Origin of the sequence: Enteractinococcus coprophilus (assembly GCF_006716305.1) — a bacterium.
GTDB lineage: Bacteria > Actinomycetota > Actinomycetes > Actinomycetales > Micrococcaceae > Yaniella > Yaniella coprophila.
Genome location: NZ_VFOU01000002.1, coordinates 597,851 through 621,520 on the forward strand (window position 1 = coordinate 597,851; position 23,670 = coordinate 621,520).

The 23,670-nt window shown below is 55.1% G+C and carries 21 protein-coding genes and 1 tRNA gene; 6 read left to right on the forward strand and 16 right to left on the reverse strand.

Features of this window, described 5'->3' with window-relative positions; genetic code table 11:
- The first annotated feature begins 31 nt into the window (after nt 1-31).
- Entirely contained in the window at nt 32-1,303 is a 1,272-nt protein-coding gene (locus FB556_RS07470; protein WP_141866290.1) for a protein kinase domain-containing protein, read from the forward strand.
- 24 nt (nt 1,304-1,327) lie between these two features.
- Here FB556_RS07470 and FB556_RS07475 read toward each other — a convergent pair whose 3' ends face one another.
- On the reverse strand, nt 1,328-2,737 hold the full coding sequence (locus FB556_RS07475) for a class II 3-deoxy-7-phosphoheptulonate synthase (RefSeq protein WP_141866292.1): 1,410 nt from the start codon (nt 2,735-2,737) through the stop codon (nt 1,328-1,330).
- A 140-nt stretch (nt 2,738-2,877) separates the two neighbouring features.
- Here FB556_RS07475 and FB556_RS07480 point away from each other — a divergent pair, with 140 nt between their 5' ends.
- From FB556_RS07480 to FB556_RS07490, 3 genes are all read left to right on the forward strand, one after another.
- Nucleotides 2,878-3,672, forward strand: a complete 795-nt coding sequence (locus FB556_RS07480) for an alpha/beta hydrolase (protein WP_170200407.1) — start codon at nt 2,878-2,880, stop codon at nt 3,670-3,672.
- The gene (locus tag FB556_RS07485) at nt 3,659-4,081 is read left to right on the forward strand and encodes an MFS transporter (protein WP_141866296.1); all 423 of its coding nucleotides are present in this window, start codon (nt 3,659-3,661) and stop codon (nt 4,079-4,081) included. The genes FB556_RS07480 and FB556_RS07485 overlap by 14 nt, the downstream gene beginning before the upstream one ends.
- 107 nt (nt 4,082-4,188) lie before the next feature.
- Complete coding sequence (locus FB556_RS07490; RefSeq protein WP_141866298.1) at nt 4,189-6,000, forward strand: AMP-dependent synthetase/ligase; 1,812 nt, start codon at nt 4,189-4,191, stop codon at nt 5,998-6,000.
- A 74-nt stretch (nt 6,001-6,074) separates the two neighbouring features.
- Here the strand turns inward: FB556_RS07490 and FB556_RS07495 are convergent, their stop codons facing one another.
- Nucleotides 6,075-7,502 (reverse strand): mycothione reductase, encoded by a 1,428-nt coding sequence (locus FB556_RS07495; RefSeq protein WP_141866300.1) that lies wholly within the window; start codon nt 7,500-7,502, stop codon nt 6,075-6,077.
- A 54-nt stretch (nt 7,503-7,556) separates the two neighbouring features.
- Nucleotides 7,557-11,009, reverse strand: a complete 3,453-nt coding sequence (locus FB556_RS07500; RefSeq protein WP_141866583.1) for a pyruvate carboxylase — start codon at nt 11,007-11,009, stop codon at nt 7,557-7,559.
- A 271-nt stretch (nt 11,010-11,280) separates the two neighbouring features.
- On the opposite strand from FB556_RS07500, the gene FB556_RS07505 reads away from it, so the two are divergent.
- Entirely contained in the window at nt 11,281-12,105 is an 825-nt protein-coding gene (locus tag FB556_RS07505; RefSeq protein WP_141866303.1) for a ParA family protein, read from the forward strand.
- A gap of 101 nt (nt 12,106-12,206) precedes the next feature.
- On the opposite strand, the gene FB556_RS07510 is transcribed toward FB556_RS07505, so the two are convergent.
- From FB556_RS07510 to FB556_RS07530, 5 genes are all read right to left on the reverse strand, one after another.
- Complete coding sequence (locus FB556_RS07510) at nt 12,207-12,797, reverse strand: MerR family transcriptional regulator (protein WP_281280476.1); 591 nt, start codon at nt 12,795-12,797, stop codon at nt 12,207-12,209.
- 187 nt (nt 12,798-12,984) lie between these two features.
- The gene (locus FB556_RS07515) at nt 12,985-13,611 is read right to left on the reverse strand and encodes a bifunctional nuclease family protein (RefSeq protein WP_141866305.1); all 627 of its coding nucleotides are present in this window, start codon (nt 13,609-13,611) and stop codon (nt 12,985-12,987) included.
- Nucleotides 13,612-13,653: 42 nt separating this feature from the next.
- Entirely contained in the window at nt 13,654-14,340 is a 687-nt protein-coding gene (gene ftsR / locus FB556_RS07520) for a transcriptional regulator FtsR (RefSeq protein WP_141866307.1), read from the reverse strand.
- A 143-nt stretch (nt 14,341-14,483) separates the two neighbouring features.
- Nucleotides 14,484-14,936, reverse strand: coding sequence for an FHA domain-containing protein (locus FB556_RS07525; protein WP_141866309.1), 453 nt, complete (start codon nt 14,934-14,936; stop codon nt 14,484-14,486).
- Between the two features lie 295 nt (nt 14,937-15,231).
- Nucleotides 15,232-15,305, reverse strand: a tRNA-Pro gene (locus FB556_RS07530).
- 125 nt (nt 15,306-15,430) lie between these two features.
- Between FB556_RS07530 and FB556_RS07535 the strand changes: the two genes are divergently transcribed.
- A complete protein-coding gene (locus FB556_RS07535; RefSeq protein WP_141866311.1) occupies nt 15,431-15,964 on the forward strand; it encodes an adenine phosphoribosyltransferase in 534 nt (177 codons plus the stop codon).
- Nucleotides 15,965-15,980: 16 nt separating this feature from the next.
- On the opposite strand, the gene der is transcribed toward FB556_RS07535, so the two are convergent.
- The 8 genes from der to xerD all read right to left on the reverse strand — a co-directional run bounded on the left by der (nt 15,981) and on the right by xerD (nt 23,666).
- Nucleotides 15,981-17,489 (reverse strand): ribosome biogenesis GTPase Der, encoded by a 1,509-nt coding sequence (gene der, locus FB556_RS07540; protein WP_141866313.1) that lies wholly within the window; start codon nt 17,487-17,489, stop codon nt 15,981-15,983.
- Between the two features lie 9 nt (nt 17,490-17,498).
- Nucleotides 17,499-18,200: a (d)CMP kinase gene (gene cmk / locus FB556_RS07545; protein ID WP_141866315.1), complete on the reverse strand. Its 702-nt coding sequence runs from the start codon at nt 18,198-18,200 to the stop codon at nt 17,499-17,501.
- Nucleotides 18,200-19,375, reverse strand: coding sequence for a prephenate dehydrogenase (locus FB556_RS07550; RefSeq protein WP_141866317.1), 1,176 nt, complete (start codon nt 19,373-19,375; stop codon nt 18,200-18,202). The genes cmk and FB556_RS07550 overlap by 1 nt, the downstream gene beginning before the upstream one ends.
- Nucleotides 19,372-20,271, reverse strand: a complete 900-nt coding sequence (locus FB556_RS07555) for a pseudouridine synthase (protein WP_141866318.1) — start codon at nt 20,269-20,271, stop codon at nt 19,372-19,374. The genes FB556_RS07550 and FB556_RS07555 overlap by 4 nt, the downstream gene beginning before the upstream one ends.
- 2 nt (nt 20,272-20,273) lie before the next feature.
- Nucleotides 20,274-20,852 carry an SMC-Scp complex subunit ScpB gene (gene scpB, locus FB556_RS07560; protein ID WP_141866320.1) on the reverse strand — a complete coding sequence of 193 codons (579 nt, stop codon included), beginning with the start codon at nt 20,850-20,852 and terminating at the stop codon, nt 20,274-20,276.
- Nucleotides 20,849-21,643, reverse strand: a complete 795-nt coding sequence (locus tag FB556_RS07565; RefSeq protein WP_141866322.1) for a segregation and condensation protein A — start codon at nt 21,641-21,643, stop codon at nt 20,849-20,851. Before FB556_RS07565 ends, scpB begins: the two co-directional genes overlap by 4 nt.
- Nucleotides 21,640-22,500 carry a ParA family protein gene (locus tag FB556_RS07570; protein ID WP_141866586.1) on the reverse strand — a complete coding sequence of 287 codons (861 nt, stop codon included), beginning with the start codon at nt 22,498-22,500 and terminating at the stop codon, nt 21,640-21,642. Before FB556_RS07570 ends, FB556_RS07565 begins: the two co-directional genes overlap by 4 nt.
- 206 nt (nt 22,501-22,706) lie before the next feature.
- On the reverse strand, nt 22,707-23,666 hold the full coding sequence (gene xerD / locus FB556_RS07575) for a site-specific tyrosine recombinase XerD (RefSeq protein ID WP_141866324.1): 960 nt from the start codon (nt 23,664-23,666) through the stop codon (nt 22,707-22,709).
- Nucleotides 23,667-23,670: the final 4 nt, after the last annotated feature.

A 23,670-nucleotide genomic window follows, 5' to 3' on the forward strand; every position in this document is an offset into this window, starting at 1 on the left:
TCAGCATTGCTGGCCGGGTATTCTATGTGTTGTGAATACCCCAGCAGGACCCTCGCTCGTCGGCATCACTGTCGATAATCGCTATGCCATCACGCAGCGGTTAGCGCACGGTGGTATGGCCACGGTCTACCGTGCTATCGACACCCGTCTGGACCGCGAAATCGCTCTGAAGATTCTGCGTCCCAGCATGGCCGAAGATCCAGCTGTCATCGAAAAGTTCGAGGCTGAAGCCAAAAACACGGCCAAAATCAATCACCCGCACGTCGTCAATGTCTATGACCAAGGTGTCGGGACCGCTGGAAATGGCACTGTAGCGTTCCTGGCGATGGAATTCATCGAAGGCCATACGCTGCGCGAGGTGATGCGGGCCGCCGGTCGAATGACTGTCGAAGAAACATGGAATATTGCAGTTCCTATTATTCGTGGGGTGGCCGCGGCGCACCAAGTCGGCTTGGTACATCGTGATATCAAACCTGAAAATGTACTGGTCTCTCATGACGGCGACATTAAAGTTGCGGATTTCGGCCTAGCTCGCGCTGCATCTAACCACACCGGCACGGGGATGGCACTCATGGGCACTGTGTCGTATATGTCACCCGAATTGGTCACGGGGGAACAAGCCGATGAGCGCTCCGATGTCTATGCTTTAGGTATCGTAATTTTTGAAATGCTCACCGGGCAACGGCCCTTTAGTGGTGAGTCGGCTGTAGCCATTGCGGTGCAGCACACCAACTCGCGTGTCCCGGCGCCATCAACTTATGTTCCAGGTATCAGTGCTGCGGTTGACGATATCGTATTGCACATGACCGAACCCTCCCCCGAGGACCGTCCGGCAGATGCCACCGAAGTACTGATTTTGATTCGGCACCTTTTGGAAAATCCCGAAGCCGCCGAAGAACTGGCCGGCCAGGACAACATGGACGACGCTACTCAGGTCTTTGATGACGCTGCTACCGGCACGTTCGGTGTTGAAGAACATGCCGACGACGCTGCCAATGCCACGGAGCCACCCCCGCCACCACAACCTAATGTCACAGTGCTTCCGCCTTCGGTCACGGCAGAAGCGTCCCCGATGGGGGCAATCGATTACTATCAGCGTCCCGCGGTCGAGCAGCAATCAGCTGCAACTCCGCAGGTACGAGACTTCGGCAATAAGAAGCAATATGAACCGGTCCGTGCGTTCGCTCCGATTCAGACCTCACGGGCTGCCATCATCACACTTCTGATCATTATGGCTGCCGCTGCCACAGTTCTGTTAGGAAATTGGGCAGGCGCAGCGCTGATGAGCTGGATCTTTGGCTAAGGGGCCATCGGATATATTTCGAAGTTATTTCGCACTGTCTTTGGCCAACGACTCAGCAACCAAGAACGCGAGTTCCAGAGACTGCTGATGGTTCAGCCGGGGGTCAACGAGCGTTTCATAACGCTCATCAAATGCTGATTCATCAATAGCCACTGAACCGCCTAAGCATTCAGCAACGTCATCACCGGTAAGTTCAATATGCAAGCCACCTGGGTGTGTGCCAGTAGCGTTAGCTACTTCAAAGAATCCGCGAACCTCGTTCATAATGTCTTCAAGGTGACGGGTCTTGTACCCGTTAGCAGCGGTAATCGTGTTGCCGTGCATGGGGTCGGTAATCCACAGCGGCGTTGCACCTTCTGCCTTGACGCCTGCCATAATGCCTGGCAGCTGCTCGCGAATCTTATTGGCTCCCATACGCACGATGAACGTCAGACGACCTGGTTCACGGTTCGGATCCAACTTGTCAATGAGTTCCATCGCTTGTTCGACCGTGGTGGTAGGGCCCAGTTTCACGCCGATGGGATTCCGGATGCGGGATAAGTAATCGACATGCGCCCCGTCGACCTGGCGGGTGCGTTCACCGATCCACACAAAGTGTGAAGAGGTGATGTAAGGTAGACCGGTTCGCGAGTCGATACGGGTCAGTGCGCGTTCATACTCGAGCAGCAACGCTTCGTGGGCAGAGAAGAACTCTACGGTCTTCAGCGCATCGAAGTCAGCGCCGGCGGCTTCCATGAAGCGAACAGCGCGGTCGATTTCGGCTGCTAATTCGTCAAACCGTGCGTAAGCCGGGTTCGACATGAAGCCTTTATTCCAAGAGTGCACGGTCCGAAGGTCTGCGAACCCTCCCGTCGTGAAAGCACGAATGAGGTTCAGCGTCGATGCCGACGTGTGGTACGCCTGGACCATGCGCCGCGGATCGTGTCGGCGGGATTCTTCGGTGAAATCAAAGCCGTTGACAATTTCGCCACGGAAAGACGGAAGCTCCACTCCATCACGAACTTCGCTATTTGAAGAACGCGGCTTAGCAAACTGCCCCGCCATACGGCCCATCTTGACGACGGGCATCGATGCACCATAAGTCAAGACGGCAGCCATCTGCAGGATGGTACGGATGCGTGCAGAAATTTTATTAGCGGTTGCTCCTGCAAAAGTTTCTGCACAGTCCCCACCTTGCAGCACGAAAGCCTTGCCTGCGGCAACTGCCGCGAGACGCTCCCGCAGCACGTCAACTTCTCCCGCAAATACCAGCGGGGGGACGTTTGATAGCTCACCGATGCTTTCTTCCAATACCTGCTGGTCATACCACTGCGGGGCCTGTCGCACATCAAGATCCCGCCATTCATCCAGGCCAGGATAATCAGCGGCACCCTGTGAATGGGTGGTGCCAAACGGCTCTACAGCCAGATTTTGTTCCGCAGTGTCAAACATCATGGAGACAAGCATACGACCCGCCGATACACGTGAGGTAGTTCATGACGCTAAGAGCCCAAACTAGGCCGTATACGAGCCGGAAGTTTACGTAGAAATCATGAGCTATTCATCCTCTCACACCCAGCACTATGCTGGAGTTGATGAATACGAAGCACTGTCTGGAAATCCTCGACCCCCACCCCTCCGGCTCGCTGAGCGACACCAAGGTGCGTTGGGGTGTCGTATTGGTGCATGGTTTTACCGCCGGTCCGAGCTCAGTCTTGCCCTGGGGTCGGGCTTTAGCCGCAGCTGGTGCGACGGTTATTATTCCGACACTTCCCGGGCATGCCACCACTGTCAGTGATCTCGCACAGACTGATGCTGGACAATGGCGGCGTCAGATACAGCAAACCTTGGATCATACATTCGTTCAGGGATTCGACCGCCTAGCGGTGGCCGGTTTATCCCTAGGCGGCACCTTGGCGCTCGACGCTGCAGCTCATCGCGCCGTTGATGCCACCTTATTGGTCAACCCCGCGTTGAGCTTTAAACCATTAGACCAGCTCGGGGTGGCCCTTTCTCCGTTATTCCAGCGCCTCATTCCAACGGTTGGGCCATTGGCAGGGGATATCAAAAAAGCTGGGGTTCTTGAAGATGCCTATGACCGCACACCGGTCCCAGCAGTTGCAGAGTTAGCGAAACTCATTCGGACGGTACGCAGCCGGCTGGCTCAGATCAGCTCACCAGTAACGTTGTACTGGTCGTCTGAAGATCATGTCGTTCCAGCAACGTCTGCAAAGATTCTACGACGACACATCGATCCCAATCTTTTGCGGACCGTCGTCTTAGACAACAGTTATCATGTGGCCACGCTAGACAATGACGCTGCAATGATCCACCAAGACAGCATCGACACGCTACTGAGTCTCTCTGGAGGTGTGCATGGTTGTTCCTAACGAGCCCGATAAGGAGTGGGAGGACATCGTTCGCCGCCTCAGAGGCAGCACAGATGAAGCCGAGTCAGCGCCAGTTGCCAAACCCCACACGTTCAGCCCTTCTGCCATGCAAGGGCCACGCGACTACACCGTAGCCGAAGAAGTCGTCGAGGAGTTTCAACCACCCAAACCTCAACCGATTGCAACGGGCAACCCCAGGGTCCTGCTGTCCTGGACCGGAGTGATCGGTTCGGTGGTTGTCTGGCTTCTCGCAGCTCTACTCGGGATGCCCCTTTCATGGTGGCTGGCGAGCCTAACTATCGGGGCGTTCCTTGCATGTGCGCTGAGTCTTTTCTTCCTTCTCCCTCGCACCCGGGAACACCTCGACCAACACGGTGACGGCAATTACGGTGACGGCGCCAAGCTATAGCACCTCATGATCCCCAGATTTCTTAATACGTGACGTCTCGTCATTCGCATTACCGACTAGTAGAATGTGATTTAAATCGCACACCCTTGCTTACTGAGGAGCAAATTTTGCAAGAGATCATCATCCCTCCGGTCGCGGAAGCCCCACACGACTCAAACGCAACAGATCTAGTCGAAAATCAGTACCGACAAGACCCTCACCATCCACTTTTTGCACGGCAGTTACAACCCGGTCAGTGGACCGATGTTTCGGCTCGTGAATTTCGCGAAGACGCCAAGACTATCGCTCGCGGCCTAGCATCAGTCGGAATCGAACCCGGTGACTCAGTTGCCATCATGAGTCCGACTCGATATGAATGGACTCTGATTGACCTAGCCATCATGTACGCAGGGGCCGTCACGGTACCTATCTATGAAACGTCCTCCCCTTCGCAGATTGCCTGGATCGTGCGAGATTCTCAAGTCAAAGCCGCTATTGTCGAAACGTCCGGCCATGCTCGAAGTGTCCAAACAGCGTTGCAGCGCGAAGCGCTACCTGAACTCAAGGGCACCTGGATTATGGAAGACGGTCTGGATGATTTGCGAGCGCTGGCAGCCAATGGGCCTGACGCCGAAGAAATGGAGCGTCGTCGTTCCCAAGCAAACCTTGATGACGTGGCCACGATCGTTTATACCTCCGGCACGACTGGGCGTCCGAAGGGATGCATGATCACTCACGGCAACCTCGTCAACCTTTCGCTCAATGTTTTGCATTCCGAAATGCACGAAGTACTGACTCGGGATAGTACGACGATCCTGTTCATTCCGCTGGCCCATATTTTTGCGCGCTTCATTTCCTTCCAGACCCTGGCTGCAGGCTCCAAAGTTGGTCACACCCCGGACGTCAAACAGTTGGTCCCGGACTTAAAATCTTTCCAGCCAGATTTTCTGCTGGCCGTCCCGCGAGTCTTCGAGAAGGTTTATAATTCAGCATTGCTGAACGCTCAGGAGGCCGGTAAAGGAAAAATCTTTGAACGCGGAGCCGAAATAGCTGTCGAATATTCAAAGGCCAAGGAAGCCGGCCAGCTCGGTACTGGCTTGCGTCTGAAACACTGGGTCTTTGACAAGCTGCTGTACTCCAAGATACGAGCCGCCATGGGAGGCAACGTTAAGGATGCCATTTCCGGCGGAGGGCCATTGGGGGCTTATTTGAGTCACTTTTTCCGCGGCATCGGTGTCAGTATCAAAGAAGGCTACGGCCTGACCGAAACCACCGCGCCAGTCACCGTAAACCGCCCGGGCAAAACCCGGGTGGGCACGGTAGGTCTGCCGACTCCAGGGTGTGGCATCCGGATAGCCGATGATGGGGAGATTCTGGCCAGCGGTGTCTGCGTGTTCAAGGGGTATCTCAATCTGCCTGACAAAACCGAGGAAGAACTCGTTGATGGCTGGTTTCACACAGGAGACATTGGTCATCTCGACGACGATGGGTATTTGACCATAACCGGCCGGAAGAAGGAAATTCTCGTCACCGCAAGCGGTAAGAACGTGGCTCCTGCCCAACTCGAAGATCAGATCCGTGCGGACGGGCTGGTCTCTCAGGTCATCGTGATCGGTGACAATCAGAAATTTGTGGCCGCACTTGTCACTCTTGATGAAGAGACCGCGCCCTCCTGGCTCAAGCAGCGTGGCCTCGAGCCGGCCATGTCGATGGCTGAGATGGCTACTCATCCCACCGTCCGAGAATACGTTCAAGGGCTGGTTGACAAAGCTAACGAGTCCGTCTCACGGGCTGAGTCAATCCGCGAATTTCGTATTGCTGACCGGGACTTCACAATTGAAGCCGGACAAATGACCCCGTCGCTGAAGATTCGGCGCGAAACCATTTTGCAGGATTATCAACACCTCGTGGATGATATCTACCAGACGGCAACTAAATAATGACTAAGTAAACCGAACACCGCGTCGGTGGGAACTTTTCGGTTCGAGCCGGCGCGGTGTTGTTTATGCTCAGTTTAGAGATGACCCGAATCCGGGACGTCCAGCCCTAATAACGCGTTTTCTACCACTTCAGCCATTGCGGGGTGGATCCAGTACTGCCCACGGGCCAGCTGATGTGCGGTGATCTCGAATGACATCGCGGTCAACAGGGGTTGAATCAGGTTCGTTGCTTCCTGACCCATAATGTGGGCCCCCAAGATATGACCGGTAGCCTTTTCTGCGACGACTTTCACGAACCCGTCGACATCTTCCATCGCCCAACCGTATGCGGTATCACCATAAGACTGTACTTTCACGGTGATCGCATCCGCCCCATACTCGTTCCGCGCCTGGTCTTCGGTAAGTCCCGCACTCGCGATTTGCGGGCGGGTGAAAACTCCCGCTGGGATGGTCGCCAGCGTATCGGGTTTCATCTGCTCCGGGTTTTCCATGTTGTGCGACACGAGACGTTGTTCATGGTTCGCCACGTGCTTGAGCATCTGCGGGTTCGCGATGTCACCAAGTGCCCAGACGCCATCAAGCGGTGTGCCATCTGATAGGACACGTAAATATTCATCACGTGCAATAAAACCGTCGTCCACGTCGATTTCTGCTGCACGAAGGTTGAGCCGATCGGTATTTGGGACACGTCCGGTGGCCAGAAGCACGACGTCGCCGATGAAATAATCCACGACCTCGTCATTATCATGTCCGGTAGCGCTGAGATTGACTCGCAGCCTACCGTCGTGGCGTTCAATTGAGTGCAGGGTACGGTTGAGGGCAACCTGCCAGGATTCCTTGGCGACCCGGGTGAACTCATCGGAGATGGTGTTGTCATGGTCCGACAAGAGCTGACCAGAGCGGTTGATGTGAATAACCTCGGAACCCAGTCCTGAAAACACCGCTGCGAATTCGGATCCGATGTATTTGCCACCGACGATAATGATACGTTTTGGGAGGACTTTAAGTCGCATTACAGTGTCTGAGGTGTGTACCCCTGGAAGGTTGATCCCTGGGACGTCAGGCAGGCTCGGCCGAGAGCCGGCTGCGACCACGATGTGGTCGGCTTCCAGCACTCGTCCGCTGGAGGTTGTCAGCTGCTTGGGGCCGGTGAAGTGGACTTCTTCGGTAATCAGCGTCGTGTGGTCCAGCTGTACGTCGCGGTAGTGCTTTCCGGCTTCTGAAATGGCATCGATGCGGTTGAAGATTCGGTCGCGAATTTCTGGCCAATTTGTCGCATCGACGGTCAAGTCGACGCCGAGGCGTCTTGCGTCACGGGCTGTCGCAGTGAGTTGCGCCGGATAGGCAAACATTTTCGTGGGAATACACCCCACATTCAAGCAGGTCCCGCCAAACACACCGGAGTCGATGATGACGATTTTTTTATTATCCCAATACGGGGTGATAACAGAATTTCCGGATCCGGAACCAATAATGGCCAGATCGTATTGTTCGATGCTCATGCCATTAGTGTAGTGGTTCCGAATCCGGTACTGACTTCCTGGTTCAACCTAGCGTCATGCGGGGTCGACAACTAAAATGAGGTCGTTTCCTTCCACCGGCGTTGGGTTCTTCAGGACGACACGAGACACCGTTCCGGCGACGGGGGCGGTGATACCGGCTTCCATCTTCATGGCCTCGATCGTGGCAATGGTGTCTCCGACCTCCACGGTCGCGCCTTCGTCGACGATGACTGTGACGGTTCCAGAAAACGGTGCCGGGACGTGGCCGGTATTCGATGTATCGGCTTTTTCGGCTTCATGCACGTTGGATTTCACGGACCGGTCACGGACCTCGACCTGTCGCTGTTGGCCATTGAGGGTAACCATCACGGTGCGCATACCTTTTTCGTCTGCTTCAGACACTGCCTGCAACGTCGTCAGCAGACGCACGCCTTTACCCAGCGAAATAACATGCTCCTGGCCCTCAACCATGCCGTAGAGGAAGTCGCGGGTGTGCAAGACGGAGGTATCACCGTAAAGCCGCACGTGCTCTTCGTATTCGCTCGTGGGTCCGGGAAAGAGCAATCGGTTGAGCGTACGACGACGGGTTTCACCCGCTTCGGCCAGTTTCGCCTCGTCTTCTTTCGAGATATCTTCAACTTCGATACCCGCGCTGTCGCGGCCCTCCAGGGCTTTGGTGCGGAATGGTTCTGGCCAGCCGCCGGGAGGATCCCCTAACTGTCCGGATAAGAACGCAATGACCGAATCGGGAATATCATAATTGCGTGGATTTTCTTCGAAATCGGCTGGGTCGGCATCCGCCGAGACCAGCGCCAGGGCAAGGTCACCGACGACTTTCGATGACGGTGTGACTTTGACGATGTCGCCAAGGATATCGTTCGCTGCGGCATACATGTTTTCGATCGATTCGAACCGCTCCCCTAAGCCCAAGGCGATGGCCTGTTGACGCAGGTTCGAAAGCTGGCCGCCCGGAATCTCATGGGCGTAGACACGGCCCGTGGGAGATGGTAGTCCCGACTCGAACGGCGCGTAGATTTCACGCACTGCCTCCCAGTAGGGTTCTAGTCCGGCAACATGTTCTAGGCTGAGCCCTGTCTCACGCTCAGTGTTATCGGTCGCTGCAACCAGAGCAGACATGGAGACCTGCGAGGTGGTACCTGCCAATGCAGCAACTGCGGTGTCGACGGCATCGACACCGGCCTCAGATGCTGCTATTAGTGTTGCCAGCTGGCCACCCGCAGTGTCGTGCGTGTGCAGATGAACGGGCAGGTCAAAGTTCTGACGCAAAGCCGTGACCAGCTTGCTTGCCGCTGCCGGTCGCAAGAGCCCAGCCATGTCCTTAATCGCCAAAATGTGTGCCCCAGCACCGACCATGCGCTCGGCCAGGTTTAGGTAGTAGTCCAGCGTGTAGAGCTTCTCGTTCGGGTCCAAGAGGTTGCCGGTGTAGCACAGTGCCGCTTCGGCCACCGATGAGGTGTTTTCCCGCACTGCGGTAATAGCCGGGATGATCTGGCTGACGTCGTTGAGTGCATCGAAGATCCGGAAAATATCAACCCCTGTTTGGGCTGCTTCTTCAACGAATGCTTCGGTGACACGCTGTGGGTATGGAGTGTAGCCTACCGTGTTGCGCCCACGCAGCAGCATCTGCAGTGGGATGTTCGGCATTTCTTCGCGCAGGCGAGCCAACCGGTCCCAGGGATCTTCGGATAAGAAACGCAATGCGACGTCGTAAGTCGCCCCACCCCAAACCTCCGCCGACAATAGCTGAGGCAGCAAATGGGAAACCGCCGGTGCTGCGGCCAGCATGTCGCGAGTGCGAATTCGAGTAGCTAACAAAGACTGGTGAGCGTCCCGGAAGGTCGTATCAGTGACTGCTAGGCCGTCGTGATTCCGTAGTGCTTGCGCAAAGCCCTCGGGTCCTTTGTCGACCAGGACTTCTCGCCACCCGCTCGGTGGGGTTTCTTGTGAAGGACCATCAAACGGGCTGCGATCCGGTTCATCAGACTTATCGCCTGGAAAGTGAGGCAGTTTCCGCCGAGGATCCATGCCTTCGATGCGTGGGCCGTAGGGCTGATTGACCGTCACGTCGGCGAGATATGACAGCGCCCGAGAACCGCGGTCTTTGGACCGGTTGACCTGCGTGAGGTAGGGATTTTTATCAATAAAGTCGGTGGCGACATCCCCGTCAATGAATTGTTGATTGTCAAAGACATTCATCAAAAACGGGATATTGGTTGCCACCCCACGGACGCGGAACTCAGCTAGGGCGCGGCGTGCTCGGCGAATGGCGGTTTGGAAGTCGCGACCACGCGCCGACATCTTGACCAGCATCGAGTCAAAGTGCGGTGAGATCTCTGCGCCTGTGTAAATGGTCCCGCCGTCGAGGCGGATGCCCGAACCACCGGCAGAGCGGTAAGCCGTAATTTTACCCGTGTCGGGCCGGAAGTCATTCGCTGGATCTTCGGTGGTGATACGACACTGGATTGCAGCGCCCCGGATCTTAAGGTCTTCTTGACGAATACCGAGGTCCTCCAGAGAAGCGCCAGCAGCAATGCGGAGCTGTGAAGCAACCAGGTCGACATCAGTGATCTCTTCGGTAATGGTGTGCTCCACCTGGATACGCGGGTTCATCTCAATGAACACGTGCTGCCCGGCGCGTTCGCCTTCGGTATCGACCAGGAATTCTACGGTCCCAGCGTTTTGGTAGTTCATCGCTTTGGCGAATTTAATCGCATCGTTGTAGAGGCGCTGGCGCAGTTCATCGTCGATGTTTGGAGCCGGTGCAATTTCGATGACTTTCTGGTGACGACGCTGCATCGAACAGTCACGTTCAAAAAGGTGGACGACGTTGCCGTAATTATCCGCAAGGATCTGCACTTCGATATGGCGTGGGCGCAAGACCGCTTGTTCTAGAAATGCTGTGGGATCCCCGAATGCGGTTTCGGCTTCGTGCATAGCGCTTTTGAGCGCATCTGGGAGTTCTTTGGCGGTCTCGACTCGGCGCATGCCGCGGCCACCGCCGCCAGCCACCGCTTTAACGAACAGCGGGAAACCGATGGTATCGGCTTGAGCAATAAGCTCTTCGGCGTCTGGGGAGGGTTCTGTTGACTTCAAGGTCGGCACACCAGCACGCTCGGCTGCGCGTAGTGAGGCGACCTTATTTCCCGTTTGTTCCAAAACCTCGGCGGGTGGACCAACGAAAGTCAGACCGTTTTCTTTGGCTTTTCGAGATAGCTCGGCATTCTCAGCTAAAAATCCGTAGCCCGGATAAATGGCGTCTGCACCCGATTCCAATGCGACTTTGATAATACTGTCAACATCGAGATAGGCCCGAACGGGATGGCCTTCTTCACCGATCCGATAGGCTTCATCGGCTTTTTGCCGGTGGATAGAGTTGCGATCTTCGTACGGAAAGACAGCGACAGTCTTAGCGTTGAGTTCGTGACATGCGCGGAAGGCGCGCACAGCGATCTCGCCACGGTTAGCGACCAATACCTTTTTGAACATTGGGTCACCACCGTTCGTGTGGGCCGAGTGATCTTGAGTTTCAGCCAAGGTTCCTCCATGGTGTGTTGGTGCTGTCATGCGTAAGGACAGGCGCTCAGGTAGGTTCAAAGATACCGGTCCTGTATACATTGAACATACGTGATACTACCCACGTTCTTGCTCATTGCAAACAATATGTACCGAGAAGAGCCAGTCCCAGAAGTTCTCGCGTGGCTTGCTAGAATGTGGTAGCGACCAAAATGTCTATTTCACAAAATAAGGTGCAATCGTAGTGCAGGTTATCTCTATTTCCAGCCTCAAGGGCGGCGTTGGCAAAACTTCCATAACCCTTGGTTTGGCATCTGCGGCTTGGGCAGCTGGCATCTCGACCCTAATTATCGATCTTGACCCGCACGCTGATACGACCACCGGTTTAGGCATCAAACACGATGATGCAAGTACCGAAATCGGCACGATGTTACGTAAGCCCAAACAGTTTCGCTTGCATGAGCATGCCGTAACCTCCGGGTGGATGGAAACCAATCAGCCGTCTGGCGCAGCGACAGGAGTGCTCGATGTTATCCGGGGTTCAGCTCAAACGTCGTTATTTGAGAAAGTGACAACCCGGCGCCGCGAGATTAACCGCCTTGTCACGTTGCTAGGTAACACTCAAGGCTATGACTTGGTGCTGATCGACTGTCCTCCCGCGCTCAACGGTGTCACGCGGATGGCGTGGGCGGCATCGACTGATGTGCTCCTCGTGGCAGAACCTAGCTTGTTCTCCGTTGCAGGTACAGAACGCACCTTCCGGGCCTTAGACCTGTTCCAGCGGGAATACGCGCCAAAGCTTGAAAATACCGCTGTCGTAGTGAACCGCGTTCGAGCGGCCTCGACCGAGCATAAGTATCGACTGGCAGAGATGCGTCGCATGTTCGGCAAAAGGATGTTAGACGTCCAGATACCTGAGACCTCGAATTGGCAACAGATCCAAGGAGCCGCATGGCCCGTGCATGCTTGGCCCGGTGACACCGCTTCAACAGCTGCGCGCACGTTTGACCAGTTACTTCAGGAACTTCATCAACCGAAAGTCCCGTCGCGTAGGGCTCTTCAGGCGTAGTTTTTCGGCGATTTTTCGAAGCGCTATCTCAGAACCAGAAAACCCGGTTATGTATACATAACCGGGTTTGTGTTTGGAATTGCTATCGCGTTTATAAGCCGCTAGGAGGCGGTTTTTCGTCGTGTGGCCCGACGGACAGCGAGTTCATCGCCGGGAAAATCAGGGTCAGTGTGACCATCCGCCAGACGTTCGGCAGGCAGCTCTGCGAGTGTGCACTCAACTTCACGCCACACGCGCCCAACAGCGATGCCATAGACCCCTTGACCTCCTTGAACAAGATCGATAACTTCGTCAGCTGAAGTGCACTCATACACAGAGGCCCCATCCGACATCAAAGTGATCTGCGCAAGATCGCCGACACCACGGTCGCGCAGATGTTCGACTGCTATACGGATTTGTTGCAGCGAAACCCCAGTGTCGAGGAGGCGTTTAACAACTTTCAGCACCAGCACGTCGCGGAACGAATACAGTCGCTGGGTTCCAGAACCTTCAGCGCCACGGAGCGATGGAACAACTAAGCCGGTGCGCGCCCAGTAATCTAACTGGCGATACGTGATACCAGCTGCTTTGGACGCGGTCGGACCGCGGTAACCGCGATCATTATCTAGCCATGGCGCATCGTCGTTAAACAACACACCCTGGTTGCCAGCGTCAAGACTCTGGCGATGCCCTGAATCACTCTGGTGAGACACTAGGGTTTCCTCCTGCTGTTCTGTTCCACGCGGGGGAAGTTTTCGTAAGAACATCACGTAGACCGACATGATCTGCGATTATTCGTTAATGCTCTCACATTGTGCAATGGAACGTATAGTGTCCCACGCTATTCTGAGAATCAGCCCTGGTCAAAGACCAAAGAGGAAAATGTTAGTCGTGTCGGGACTATTTTTCTGTGTCCGCTGCGTCGTCCCCAGTGTTATCCCCAGGTTCCCCGTCATCGTCATTGTCCACTGGGGGCTCGGCCTGGCCTTCTCTGGTAGTTTCCTCTGGAGCAAGAAAGTCTTCCGGATTGAGATCTTTAAGAAACTCGCGGAATTCGTCCACACTTTCTTCCGTAATTTCGGGTGCGATCTCCGGCTGTTCGATATTGAGCTCCGCTGCGATATCGCCTTCGGTCAGATCGATTCCCGCTGTGTCTAAGACAGTGTCGGTTGCATATACCGGCACATCAGCAAATAGCGCTGCGGCCACCGCGTCCGATGCCCGAGAGTCCACCGTGGTGCCGGAAGTAAGCATGAGTTCGGCATAGAAAACTTCTTCATCGACTTTGGAAATACGTACGGCTTGGAGGGGATCACCTGCTTGCCGGAGAGCATCTACGAGCAATTGATGAGTAGTTGGGCGAGGCGTGTCAATGCCTTGCTGTGCTAGACCGATGGCCGTCCCTTCGGAAGGGCCAATCCATAAACGGAGCAACCGCTGACTTTGTTGGTGCAAGAGCAGTAGGATCGGCTGGTTACCAGGCAAAACAATCCTGATTTCAAGGACCTTCAGTACAATGTCGGCCATGGTGAAGCTCCTTTTCGTTGTGGTGACCAACGCTAGCTGCGGCTAGTCGTCCATATCTGCAATTTCAGCACTCACGACCCCTGCATGCAAGCTCAAGCATGCTTGAGTGATTTCTCGAGCGGCTTCTAAGGCCCGCTCTTTCGAAACACCGCCGTCATGTTGTCCCAGCCCTGAAGTGGCTTGTTGAACCATTCCTAGCTCACGGTCGGCCGCAATACGAAATGGCCGCAGGTGTCGCGGCTCAAAGCCGAATTCTGCCAGGGTTGCCGCTGCACGAGCGACTTTAAGGCTGTAATCATTATATCGACCAGTCTCATCCGGCCAGATCAGACGATAGGCTTCAAGGGTTTTCATCAGCTCATCAGAGGCGCCACACATCCCTTGGAGCTCTGCGCGCGTCATCGGCCGGTTATGGCCACTGATTTCTTGGGCAAGTTGTTGAGATACCGACCGGGGTTCAAGACGCAGGCCGCCGGGCAGCGACTCTGGCCGCTTACCAGCATCGATAGCATCGAGATAGTCCTTGATAACTTTCAGCGGCAGAAACTGGTCACGCTGCAATGCCAGGATAAACCGGAGTCGGTCAACATCGGCCTGCGTGTATTTACGGTATCCGGCCGCCGTACGTGCTGGAGTAATTAATCCGCGTTCCTCTAAGAAGCGCACTTTCGAAGCCCGGACTTCCGGGAACTCCGAGTTTATGTGCTCTAATACTTCGCCGATACTCATCAACCCATGGGAACGGGTTGAAGTCGCGGACGAAGCTCTTCGTGGTTTGGGGGAAGCGGCCAATATCTTGAAACCTTTTCAACAACGTAGGACCAGATACAACTCGTCGCCGGCATCACACCGGCGACTCGAGCATTTGACGGCTACTTATTGGGTTGCTGAGTTCCTGCATAGTAAGACAAGCGGAATTTTCCGATCTGCAGCTCCATGCCGGTCCGGAGCAGCAGGGAATCGACGCGGTCATTATTAATATATGTACCGTTGAGCGATCCGGTATCTACGACGCGGAAACCCTCGCCGTCCCTTTCAAAGACCGCATGCTGACGCGAAACGGTCACATCGTCTAAGAAGATGTCAGCATCAGGATGGCGTCCAACAGTTACTTTGTCTTGATCCAGCAGGAAGCGAGCTCCACGGTTTGGGCCTTCATGGGCAACCAGCAGTGCGGACCCTACCGGCAAGGCTTCTACAGCCGAGCGTTCCGCGACGTCGAGCGGCAGATTTCTTAACGGTTCAAGCTTGGGCAACCCAACGGTTGTTGGTTCAACCTCAGAGTGATCCTCTGAGTTACCAGGAACGGGGTTATCTTTTGTCATGCTTGAACGCTCCTTGTTGTACACATCTATAGCTGGCGGCACGGTCTCGCATGCCACCCTGGCCAACCTCAGTTTAGCCGATCGATTCAGCTAATACACCGGTTAAAGTTAGGGAGGCTTGGGGAAACTGAGCCTGTCATCTGGGCTTTTCGGCACGCTATGCCCCCCGTAAAACCTCAGACCTCCTTGAACCTTTACGGCCTCATCATGCTGAATCTCCGTCAGGCGTGCGCCGTTAGGCCTGCTGACAAGACTAAAACATCCTTGGTTTAAGAATAAACCAAGGATGATCTCGTCGGGCTGACAGGATTTGAACCTGCGACCCCATCTCCCCCAGAGATGTGCGCTACCAAGCTGCGCCACAGCCCGATCTGGCACTGATTATTTCAGCGCCTGGATACTCGGGTTACTCTACACCATGTCTAAAGAAACTCCGAATTTGTGTATTTCAATGGATGCCGTTGATTTCTGCGCGTAGTTCTAGAATCGACAGTATGACTGTTTTTCCGTCTCATGCAGACGATATCGTTTACGCGCGCTCTCTGATCAGAACGATTCAGGACTATCCTCGACCTGGAGTTGCGTTTCGAGACATCACGCCCCTGTTAGCAGATGGCCGAGCAATGCACGCCACTGCCCAGGAGTTGTTAGCTCAGATGCCCGTGAGCTTTGATGTCGTGGCAGGAATCGAAGCTCGCGGATTCATCTTCGCCGGTGCTGTCGCGGCGCTAGCCAAGACCGGCATGATCCCCCTACGAAAGGCCGGCAAACTCCCAAAACCCGCTTATCGGCTCACTTATGCCAAAGAGTACGGGGAAGATCAACTCGAGGTATCACCGGATCTTAAACCCGGGATGCGGGTCTTGCTCATTGATGACATTTTGGCGACCGGAGGTTCGCTGAAAGCTGGTGCTGATTTAGTAGCTGCCGTTGGAGCTGAGGTGACGGGCATCGGCGTCGTGCTGGAACTTCAAGGACTTGGCGGGCGGTCGGTGATGCCGCAGACTCGAGCGCTATTTAGCATGTAGTCTGCGACATCTTCACCTATCGTTTCCGACGTTCACGTACACGCATCGTGAGTTCAATTGGCGTACCTTCAAACCCGAAGTACTGCCGTAAACGGTTGGTAATGAAACGTCGGTATCCGGGATCAAGGAAACCGGTGGTGAATAACACGAATTTCGGTGGACGGGTCGATGACTGTGTCGCGAACAAAATTCTCGGTTGTTTTCCACCTCGCACCGGGTGTGGATGAGCTGCCACCAGCTCACCAATAAAGGAATTCAACTTTCCAGTGGGGATGCGTGTTTCCCAGGATTCCAGCGCCGTGTCGAGGGCCGGCACGAGCCGGTTTTTGTGCCAGCCGGTTTTGGCTGAAATATTAATGCGTGGTGCCCACGAGACGTGTTGCAGATCCAGATCAATTTCTCGTTCCAGATCAAGGCGGCGGTCCTCATCGATGAGGTCCCATTTATTGAACGCCAAGACCAATGCACGTCCGGTATCCAGCACGATCTGAATGATGCGAACGTCTTGTTCGCTCAACGGTTGGGACGCTTCTAATAAGACCACCGCGACCTCTGCTCGTTCCAGTGCAGAACGCGTGCGCAGTGATGCATAGTAATCTGATCCTGAGGCCATATGTTGTCGCCGTCGGATACCTGCGGTGTCAATGAATTCCCAGATGTCGCCGTCAAGTTCAACGAGCTCATCGACTGGATCGCGGGTCGTGCCAGCAGTATCGTCAACAACTGCGCGGGCGCTGCCTGCCAGACTATTCAGCAGTGACGACTTGCCAACGTTTGGTCGACCCACCAACGCTACGCGACGCGGCCCCTGCGACGTGAGCACATCCTTATAGGCCGATTCTTCGGGGAGTTCTTCCAATAAGGCATCCAGCAGGTCGGCGGTACCGCGCCCGTGGAGAGCCGATACGGGCCAGGGGTAACCAAACCCTAGACCCCATAGCATCGCGGCGTCAGCTTCGTGTGATTGCCCGTCCACTTTGTTAGCGACCAAAATGATCGGTTTATTCGCTTTGCGGAGCATGGTGACAATTGCTTCGTCCGTGGCAGTAATTCCTACGGTTGCGTCGACTACAAACAACACCGCATCGGCACGTTGAACGGCACGTTCAGCTTGCTCGGCCACTTTGCCGGCTAGGCCCTTGACACCGTATTCCCAGCCCCCGGTATCGGCGACCGTAAAGGGGCGACCATTCCATTCGGCTTCGTAAAACACTCGGTCGCGCGTGACGCCTGGAACGTCTTCTACAACGGCTTGACGTCGCCCAATAATGCGGTTGACCAGCGTGGACTTCCCAACATTGGGTCGTCCGACGACAGCCACCACGGGTGGTACGAAATCAAGCTCTTCGAAGCTTTCGTGTTCTTCGAAGCTTTCAAGGATCTGGGCGTCTTCTTCATCGAGCTGGTACTGTTGCAGACCGGCCAGATAGGCTTCGGTGCGGGCTTGGTGCTCTTCATCGGTCATCTGTGCGAGGTTTTCATCGACCGTGTCCGCACTAGATGGGATGTATTCTTCTTCTGTCATGACGCTTTCTTAGGATTGTTTGGCGTTGACTTGGCGTTGGACTTCAGCCAGGACGACGGTCACGGTGTCTTCAAGGGAAAGATTCGTGGAGTCAATTTCAGCAACACCCTCCGACGGGGTCGTGAAATCCACCAGTGTGGAATCTTTTTGGTCACGGATCAACACATCGGCTTCAACGTTGGTTGGGTCTTGATCCGTTTCACGCAATTGTTGGCGACGACGCGCCATGCGTACTTCCGGTGAGGCGGTCAATAAGATGCGGGCATCGGCATCTGGTGCTACCACGGTGGTGATATCGCGGCCTTCTACAACGATGCGGGGGCGTGATTCAATGGCCTGTTGCTGCAATTTGACCAGGAGTTCGCGTACCTCTGGGCGAGTCGAAAGAGCCGAAACATTTGCGGTGACCTCGTCGCTTCGAATGGCCTCAGTTATATCTTGGCCATCCAGGGCCACCGATACATGATTCGGATTGAGGTCTTGGGCCAATGGCATGGTTGTGATGAGTTCGGTAATTTGCTGGGTCTCTACCGTCTCTGGCTGCGTCAGGTCTACACCGTTTCGCATACACCACAATGTAGCTGCACGGTAATTGGCGCCGGTGTCGAGGTAACTCAGTTTCAAATCTTGGGCCACCCAACGGGCGACTGTGGACTTGCCGGTGCCCGAAGGACCATCTATGGCGATGACGAGCCGTGAGTGTGTAGACATTACAATACCTTCCATCCAAGTTTGGTCAACGCGTCAACTAGGTGCTTTTTATGACCGGGGACTACGGCGATTTCCAGCATACCGACCTGGTAACCAGAAGAGTGTTCCATTCTCAAGTCTTCCACGTTCACCCCTGCATCGGCCACAGCCTGCAGCGCCGATACGATGGCGCCTGGAGTATCGTCCACCAGCACTGTAACCAGCGCAAAGCCCTGCGCGGGCCCCCCATGTTTGCCTGGGATCCGTGCTTGGCCGCGGTTTCCTTCGTCCATCAGTTGAGCGACGTCGAGCCGGGCCCCGGGAGCACGGGGTGTACTCAAAGTATGAATTAATCGGTCCAGATCAGCTTTCATCCCGTGAAGTTCTGGCAGGATGTGTTCAGCATTGGCGGTAAGAATCTGCACCCACAAGCTGGGATCGGATGCCGCGATTCGGGTCGTATCGCGCAGCCCATTGCCCGCCAACTGCAGAGCTTGGCCAGATGTGCCCTGCAATCGGGAAGCTAACAGCGAGGCAGCAATTTGCGGTAAGTGACTGATCTGAGCCACGGCGGCATCGTGTTCCTCGGGGCTCATGTGGTAGATCGTGGCACCCAAGAGCCGAGCGATATCGGAGGCGACGTCGATGACTTCTTGTGGCGTTTCGGTGGTCGTGCATAGCACCCATGGTGCTGCGGTAAACAATTCACCCCGGGCAGCGACGGGTCCTGAACGTTCCCGCCCGGCCATCGGGTGGGTGCCGATATACCGTTGGGCATCCTCGGTTGTCAGTTCACCCGAGACAACTGCCGCGGCGACTTCTTGAGCAATGGCCCCTTTGACTGAGGCAATATCGAGCACCACCGCGGTAGGCCAGCGGCGCAGGGCGTTGATCACCTCTGAACCCGTCACGTCCGGGGGTGCCGCGACCACCACTGTGCCGGGTTGATCGTCGTTAGCAAGCCGCTGTCCGGCGCCGATATCCTCGGCAACTGCTTGAGCAGACGGGGACGGATCAGTTAGCAACACTTGAAGTCCGACGGCACGCAATCCCAGACCTATTGACGTGCCCAGCAGGCCTGTGCCCACGATGAGTACGGGCTCGCGGATGGTGTGATGTTTAGATATCGTTTCGGTGGCTGCCTGTAACGAAGCAGTGTTAACAATTTCAGTGCGTGAAAACCGCGGTGTCGTCATAGTCCTACCGTTGCCATAAGATGCCCGACTTCTTGCGAGTTGAGCTGGCGGATGCTGCCTTGACGCTGATTTCCAAGGGTAATGGGGCCATGGGCGATGCGAACCAAGCGTTGAACTGGGTAACCAACAGCTTTCATCAGACGCCGGACCACACGGTTCTGACCGCTGTGGATGATGACCTCGCACAAGATATGGCCGGGGGTAGAATCGACGACCTTGAAGGAATCAACCGACACGATGCCATCGTCTTCGAGCTCAATGCCTTTGCGCAGTTCGTCACCAACGCCCTTGCGCATCGGCCCTTTGACCTGGACCAGATAGGTTTTCGGTACTTCATAACTGGGGTGGGACAGCCGGTTCGCAAGTTCGCCGTCATTGGTTAACAATAACAGGCCTTCGGTTTCGTTATCGAGTCGGCCCACGTGGAACAGGCGGGTGTCGGTGGTATTTACATAGTCAGCAATCGAAGGGCGCCCCTTCGGATCTGACATAGTGGAAATGACGCCCCGTGGCTTGTTGAAGGCATAGTAGACGGCCTCGGGTTTGGTATTGACGCGGATACCGTCGACAAATATGACGTCGTTGTCAGGGTCCACGCGGGTGCCGAGTGCTGTGACGATTTCGTCGTTCACTTCGACGCGACCTTCGGCAATGAGGTCTTCTGCCACACGACGCGATGCGATGCCTGCAGCAGCGATGACTTTTTGTAAACGCTCGCCTTCAGGGACATGCTGGCGTGATTGTTTGCCCTGACCTTTGCCCTTTCGTCGGTATTGACTCCGGTCTACGGGGCCTAAGTTACGGTCATAATCGGCGCCGGCGAATGGGCCACCGCGACGACCAGCTTTTGGTGTGCGGTTGCGGCCTCCGGAGCCTCTCGGCTTGCGGGATGTCATATTTATTCCTGACTTTCTGCTAGTTGACTTGCTTCAGCCACTCCAGGAAGGAGCGGAGAAATCTTGGGCAATTCCTCTATCGAGTTTAGACCAAGCAATTCTAAAAAATAATCCGTCGTTCTATAGCGTACGGCACCCGTAATCTCTTCGACCCCACCTTCTGCGATCAGCCCTCGCGTCAGCAGTGTCCGAACCACCGAATCGGAATTCACCCCACGGATTTGTGCAACACGTGACCTGGTGGCTGGTTGCAGATAAGCGATCACGGCCAATGTCTCCAATCCAGCCTGGCTCAGTTTCTGTGTAGCGCCCTGAACCATAAAGGTAGCAATTACATCAGCGTGTTCCGCTCGGGTATAAAGGCGCCACCCTCCCGCCACGTGTCGAAGTTGAAAGCCTCGGACCTTACCGTCGACTTCCCCGTCATAATCACGCTGAATAGCCTCTAGGGTGGTTTGGAGCTCCGTAGGATCTGCAGCGGTGGCTGTGACGAGTTGCTGGATGGTCACGGGTTCATCCGAGATCAATAAGATGGCTTCCAGCTGAGCAAATAGCTCTGATTGGTAGCGCTGCTGCGTCATGGCGCCTCGTGCCAAAACACCGTAATTTCACTCAGCGGGGCATCTTGGTGCCAGGTGATGAGCTGATCACGATACATCGTAAGTAATCCTAGAAACCGTACCACAACCGTCATAGAATTCGATGCGTCACTGGTGAGACCGCTGAAGGTTAGTTGTCCGGCTTCTTGGATGCGGCGCGACATGATCGCCACCTGTTCGGTCAGTGATACGACCGGCGCGTGCAAGTGCTGGGTGCCTACCTCGGTGGGTTCTGTTACAAACCTCGTGAATAATTCTTGGGCGACAGCAGCGAAATCATGGGCAGATAGATCAAAGACTAACTCCGGCAGCAGCTTTGCATGTTGGGGTTCCGGGCCACCCTGTCGGGGTAACATTGCAGACTGCAGTCTGATGCGATCTTTGATGAGATCGGCCGCCTGTTTGAAGGCCCGATATTGCAGTAAACGCGCAAACAGCAGGTCTCGTTCTTCTAAAAGCGCCATCTCTTCGGTGGTGTCCCCGATTCCGGAGGGCAGCAGCCGTGCTGTCTTGAGCTCTAACAACGTCGCAGCTACGACCATAAATGACGTTGAGTTTTCAAGAACTTCCTCGGTGGTTTCAAGGGTCGCCACGTAGGCTAAAAACTCATCTGTCACTTCGGCCAGGGCGACCTCAGTGACGTCCATGCGTCGTCGGGCAATAAGAGATAACAGCAGATCAAAAGGTCCAGAGAAATTTGTCAGTGCTAGTTCAAAGCCAACATGTTCTTCGGTGTAGTCCTCTTCGAAGGTTGGCGATGCTAGTTGACTCACGGAGCGCCACCACGGTAGATCAGTTCCCGTGCAAGTTGTTGGTAGTTTTTGGCACCGGGATGATTCGGCGCAAACGTCGTGATGGGTTCTGCTGCGACTGTTGCATCGGCAAACTTGATCGACCGGTTAATGACGGTTTCAAACACGCGGTCGCCGAAGGCCTCGACCAGACGCCCAATGACTTCTTTTGAGTGCAGAGTGCGTCCATCCACCATGGTGGCAAGGACGCCGTCGATGACAAGATCCGGGTTGATCCGGTCTTGCACTTTCTCAATCGTCTCAACCAGCAGAGCGACAGCCCGCAATGCGAAGAACTCAGCGGTTAACGGGATAATGACGCCGTGTGCCGCGGCTAACGCGTTGACGGTCAATAAGCCCAGGGATGGCTGGCAATCGATAATGATGACGTCATAATCGTCGATGATGGGCCGTAAGGCGCGGGCCAGAACTTGTTCACGTGCGACTTCGTTCACCAGCTGCACTTCGGCGGCCGAGAGGTCAATGTTGGCAGGGAGCAGATCAACATTGGGATCGTCGGTTTTTACGATCGCTTCGCTGACGTGCACGCCACGCTCCATCAGCACGTTATATATCGTGAGGTCCATTTCGTGAGGATTCATGCCGAAGCCGGCCGACAGCGCGCCCTGAGGGTCGAAATCAACCATGAGCACTTTGCGGCCGTAGTCCGCCAGTGCAGCACCCAGGTTCACTGAGGACGTGGTTTTGCCAACACCACCTTTTTGGTTCACCATAGCGATGATGCGGGCAGGACCGTGCGCTTCGAGTGACTCGGGCACGGGAAAATCGTGCTTAGGCCGCCCGGTAGGTCCGATCACCGGATCGCCGGTGATCATCATCACGGGTTGTGGTTGTTGGCTGGCGTCGTTCACGATGCTTGAAACTCCTGACCGCTACGTAAGTTGTGGTTGTGATCCTCTTAGTGTTCGTAAGTAATGCGAGTGTGGGCTCTGACTCTAGTGTATTGCTGGATCACATAACTTCCTGAACTAGTCGGTTTTTTCACGGCGAGCCTTAAAGTTTAACGTCAAACCTGAAGGTCCGGCTAGCCATGCGCTCGAGGATGTGCGTAAGCGAAAACCTCCCGGAGCGTGTCAGCGGTGACTTGAGTGTATATCTGGGTGGTGGTCACCGATGCATGCCCGAGTAATTCTTGCACAACTCTAACGTCTGCTCCGCCTTGCAACAGGTGGGTCGCAAAGGAATGACGCAGGGTGTGTGGTGATATTTCCTTAGTAATCTCCGCATCTTTCGCGGCTTGTTTCAAAACGTTCCATCCAGTCTGTCGTGACAAGCGCCCTCCGAACCGGTTCAAAAACAGCGCTGGAGATCCCTTCCCACCTGCGGCATGCTCTGGTCTGCCGCGAATCAGATATGCGTCAATGGCTGCTTGCGCGTAGGAACCCAACGGGACGATACGCTCTTTCGACCCCTTACCAAATAGTCGAACCACAGTGATGTCAGCATTGTCGTCGAGGTGAACCACGTCATCGACGTCAAGATCGATAGCCTCGGTGATGCGAGCGCCGGTCGCATAGAGCAATTCCATCATGGCCCGATCACGAAGTCCTTGAGCAGTATCAATCGGCGGAGTGTCGAGTAGACGTGTCACTTCGTCAATACTGAGACCGGCTGGAAGTTGCTGTCCGGTTTTGGGTGGTTTGATTTCCGCTGCCGGGTTGGTTGGCGTCGTATTTTCCAAAAACAGAAACCGATGCCAACCACGGGCTGCGATAAATATTCGATTGACAGAGCTTTGTGCCAATTGGCCCATATTGTGGCTGCCGGAGCTAAGAGCCTGTAAGAACCCGGCAACATGATGAGGTGTGATAGCGGCAACGTAGCCAACGCGTTCTTGAGCCAGGTATTGCAAGTACCGGTGTAGGTCTCGACGATAGGCGGCGAGCGTGTTTTCCGATAGGCCACGTTCGATCATGAGGTGGTTTAGGTACGCGGTGACATAGTGCTGTAGGGAGTCCGGGTTCGCGGTGTTGTGCTCGGTCATAATT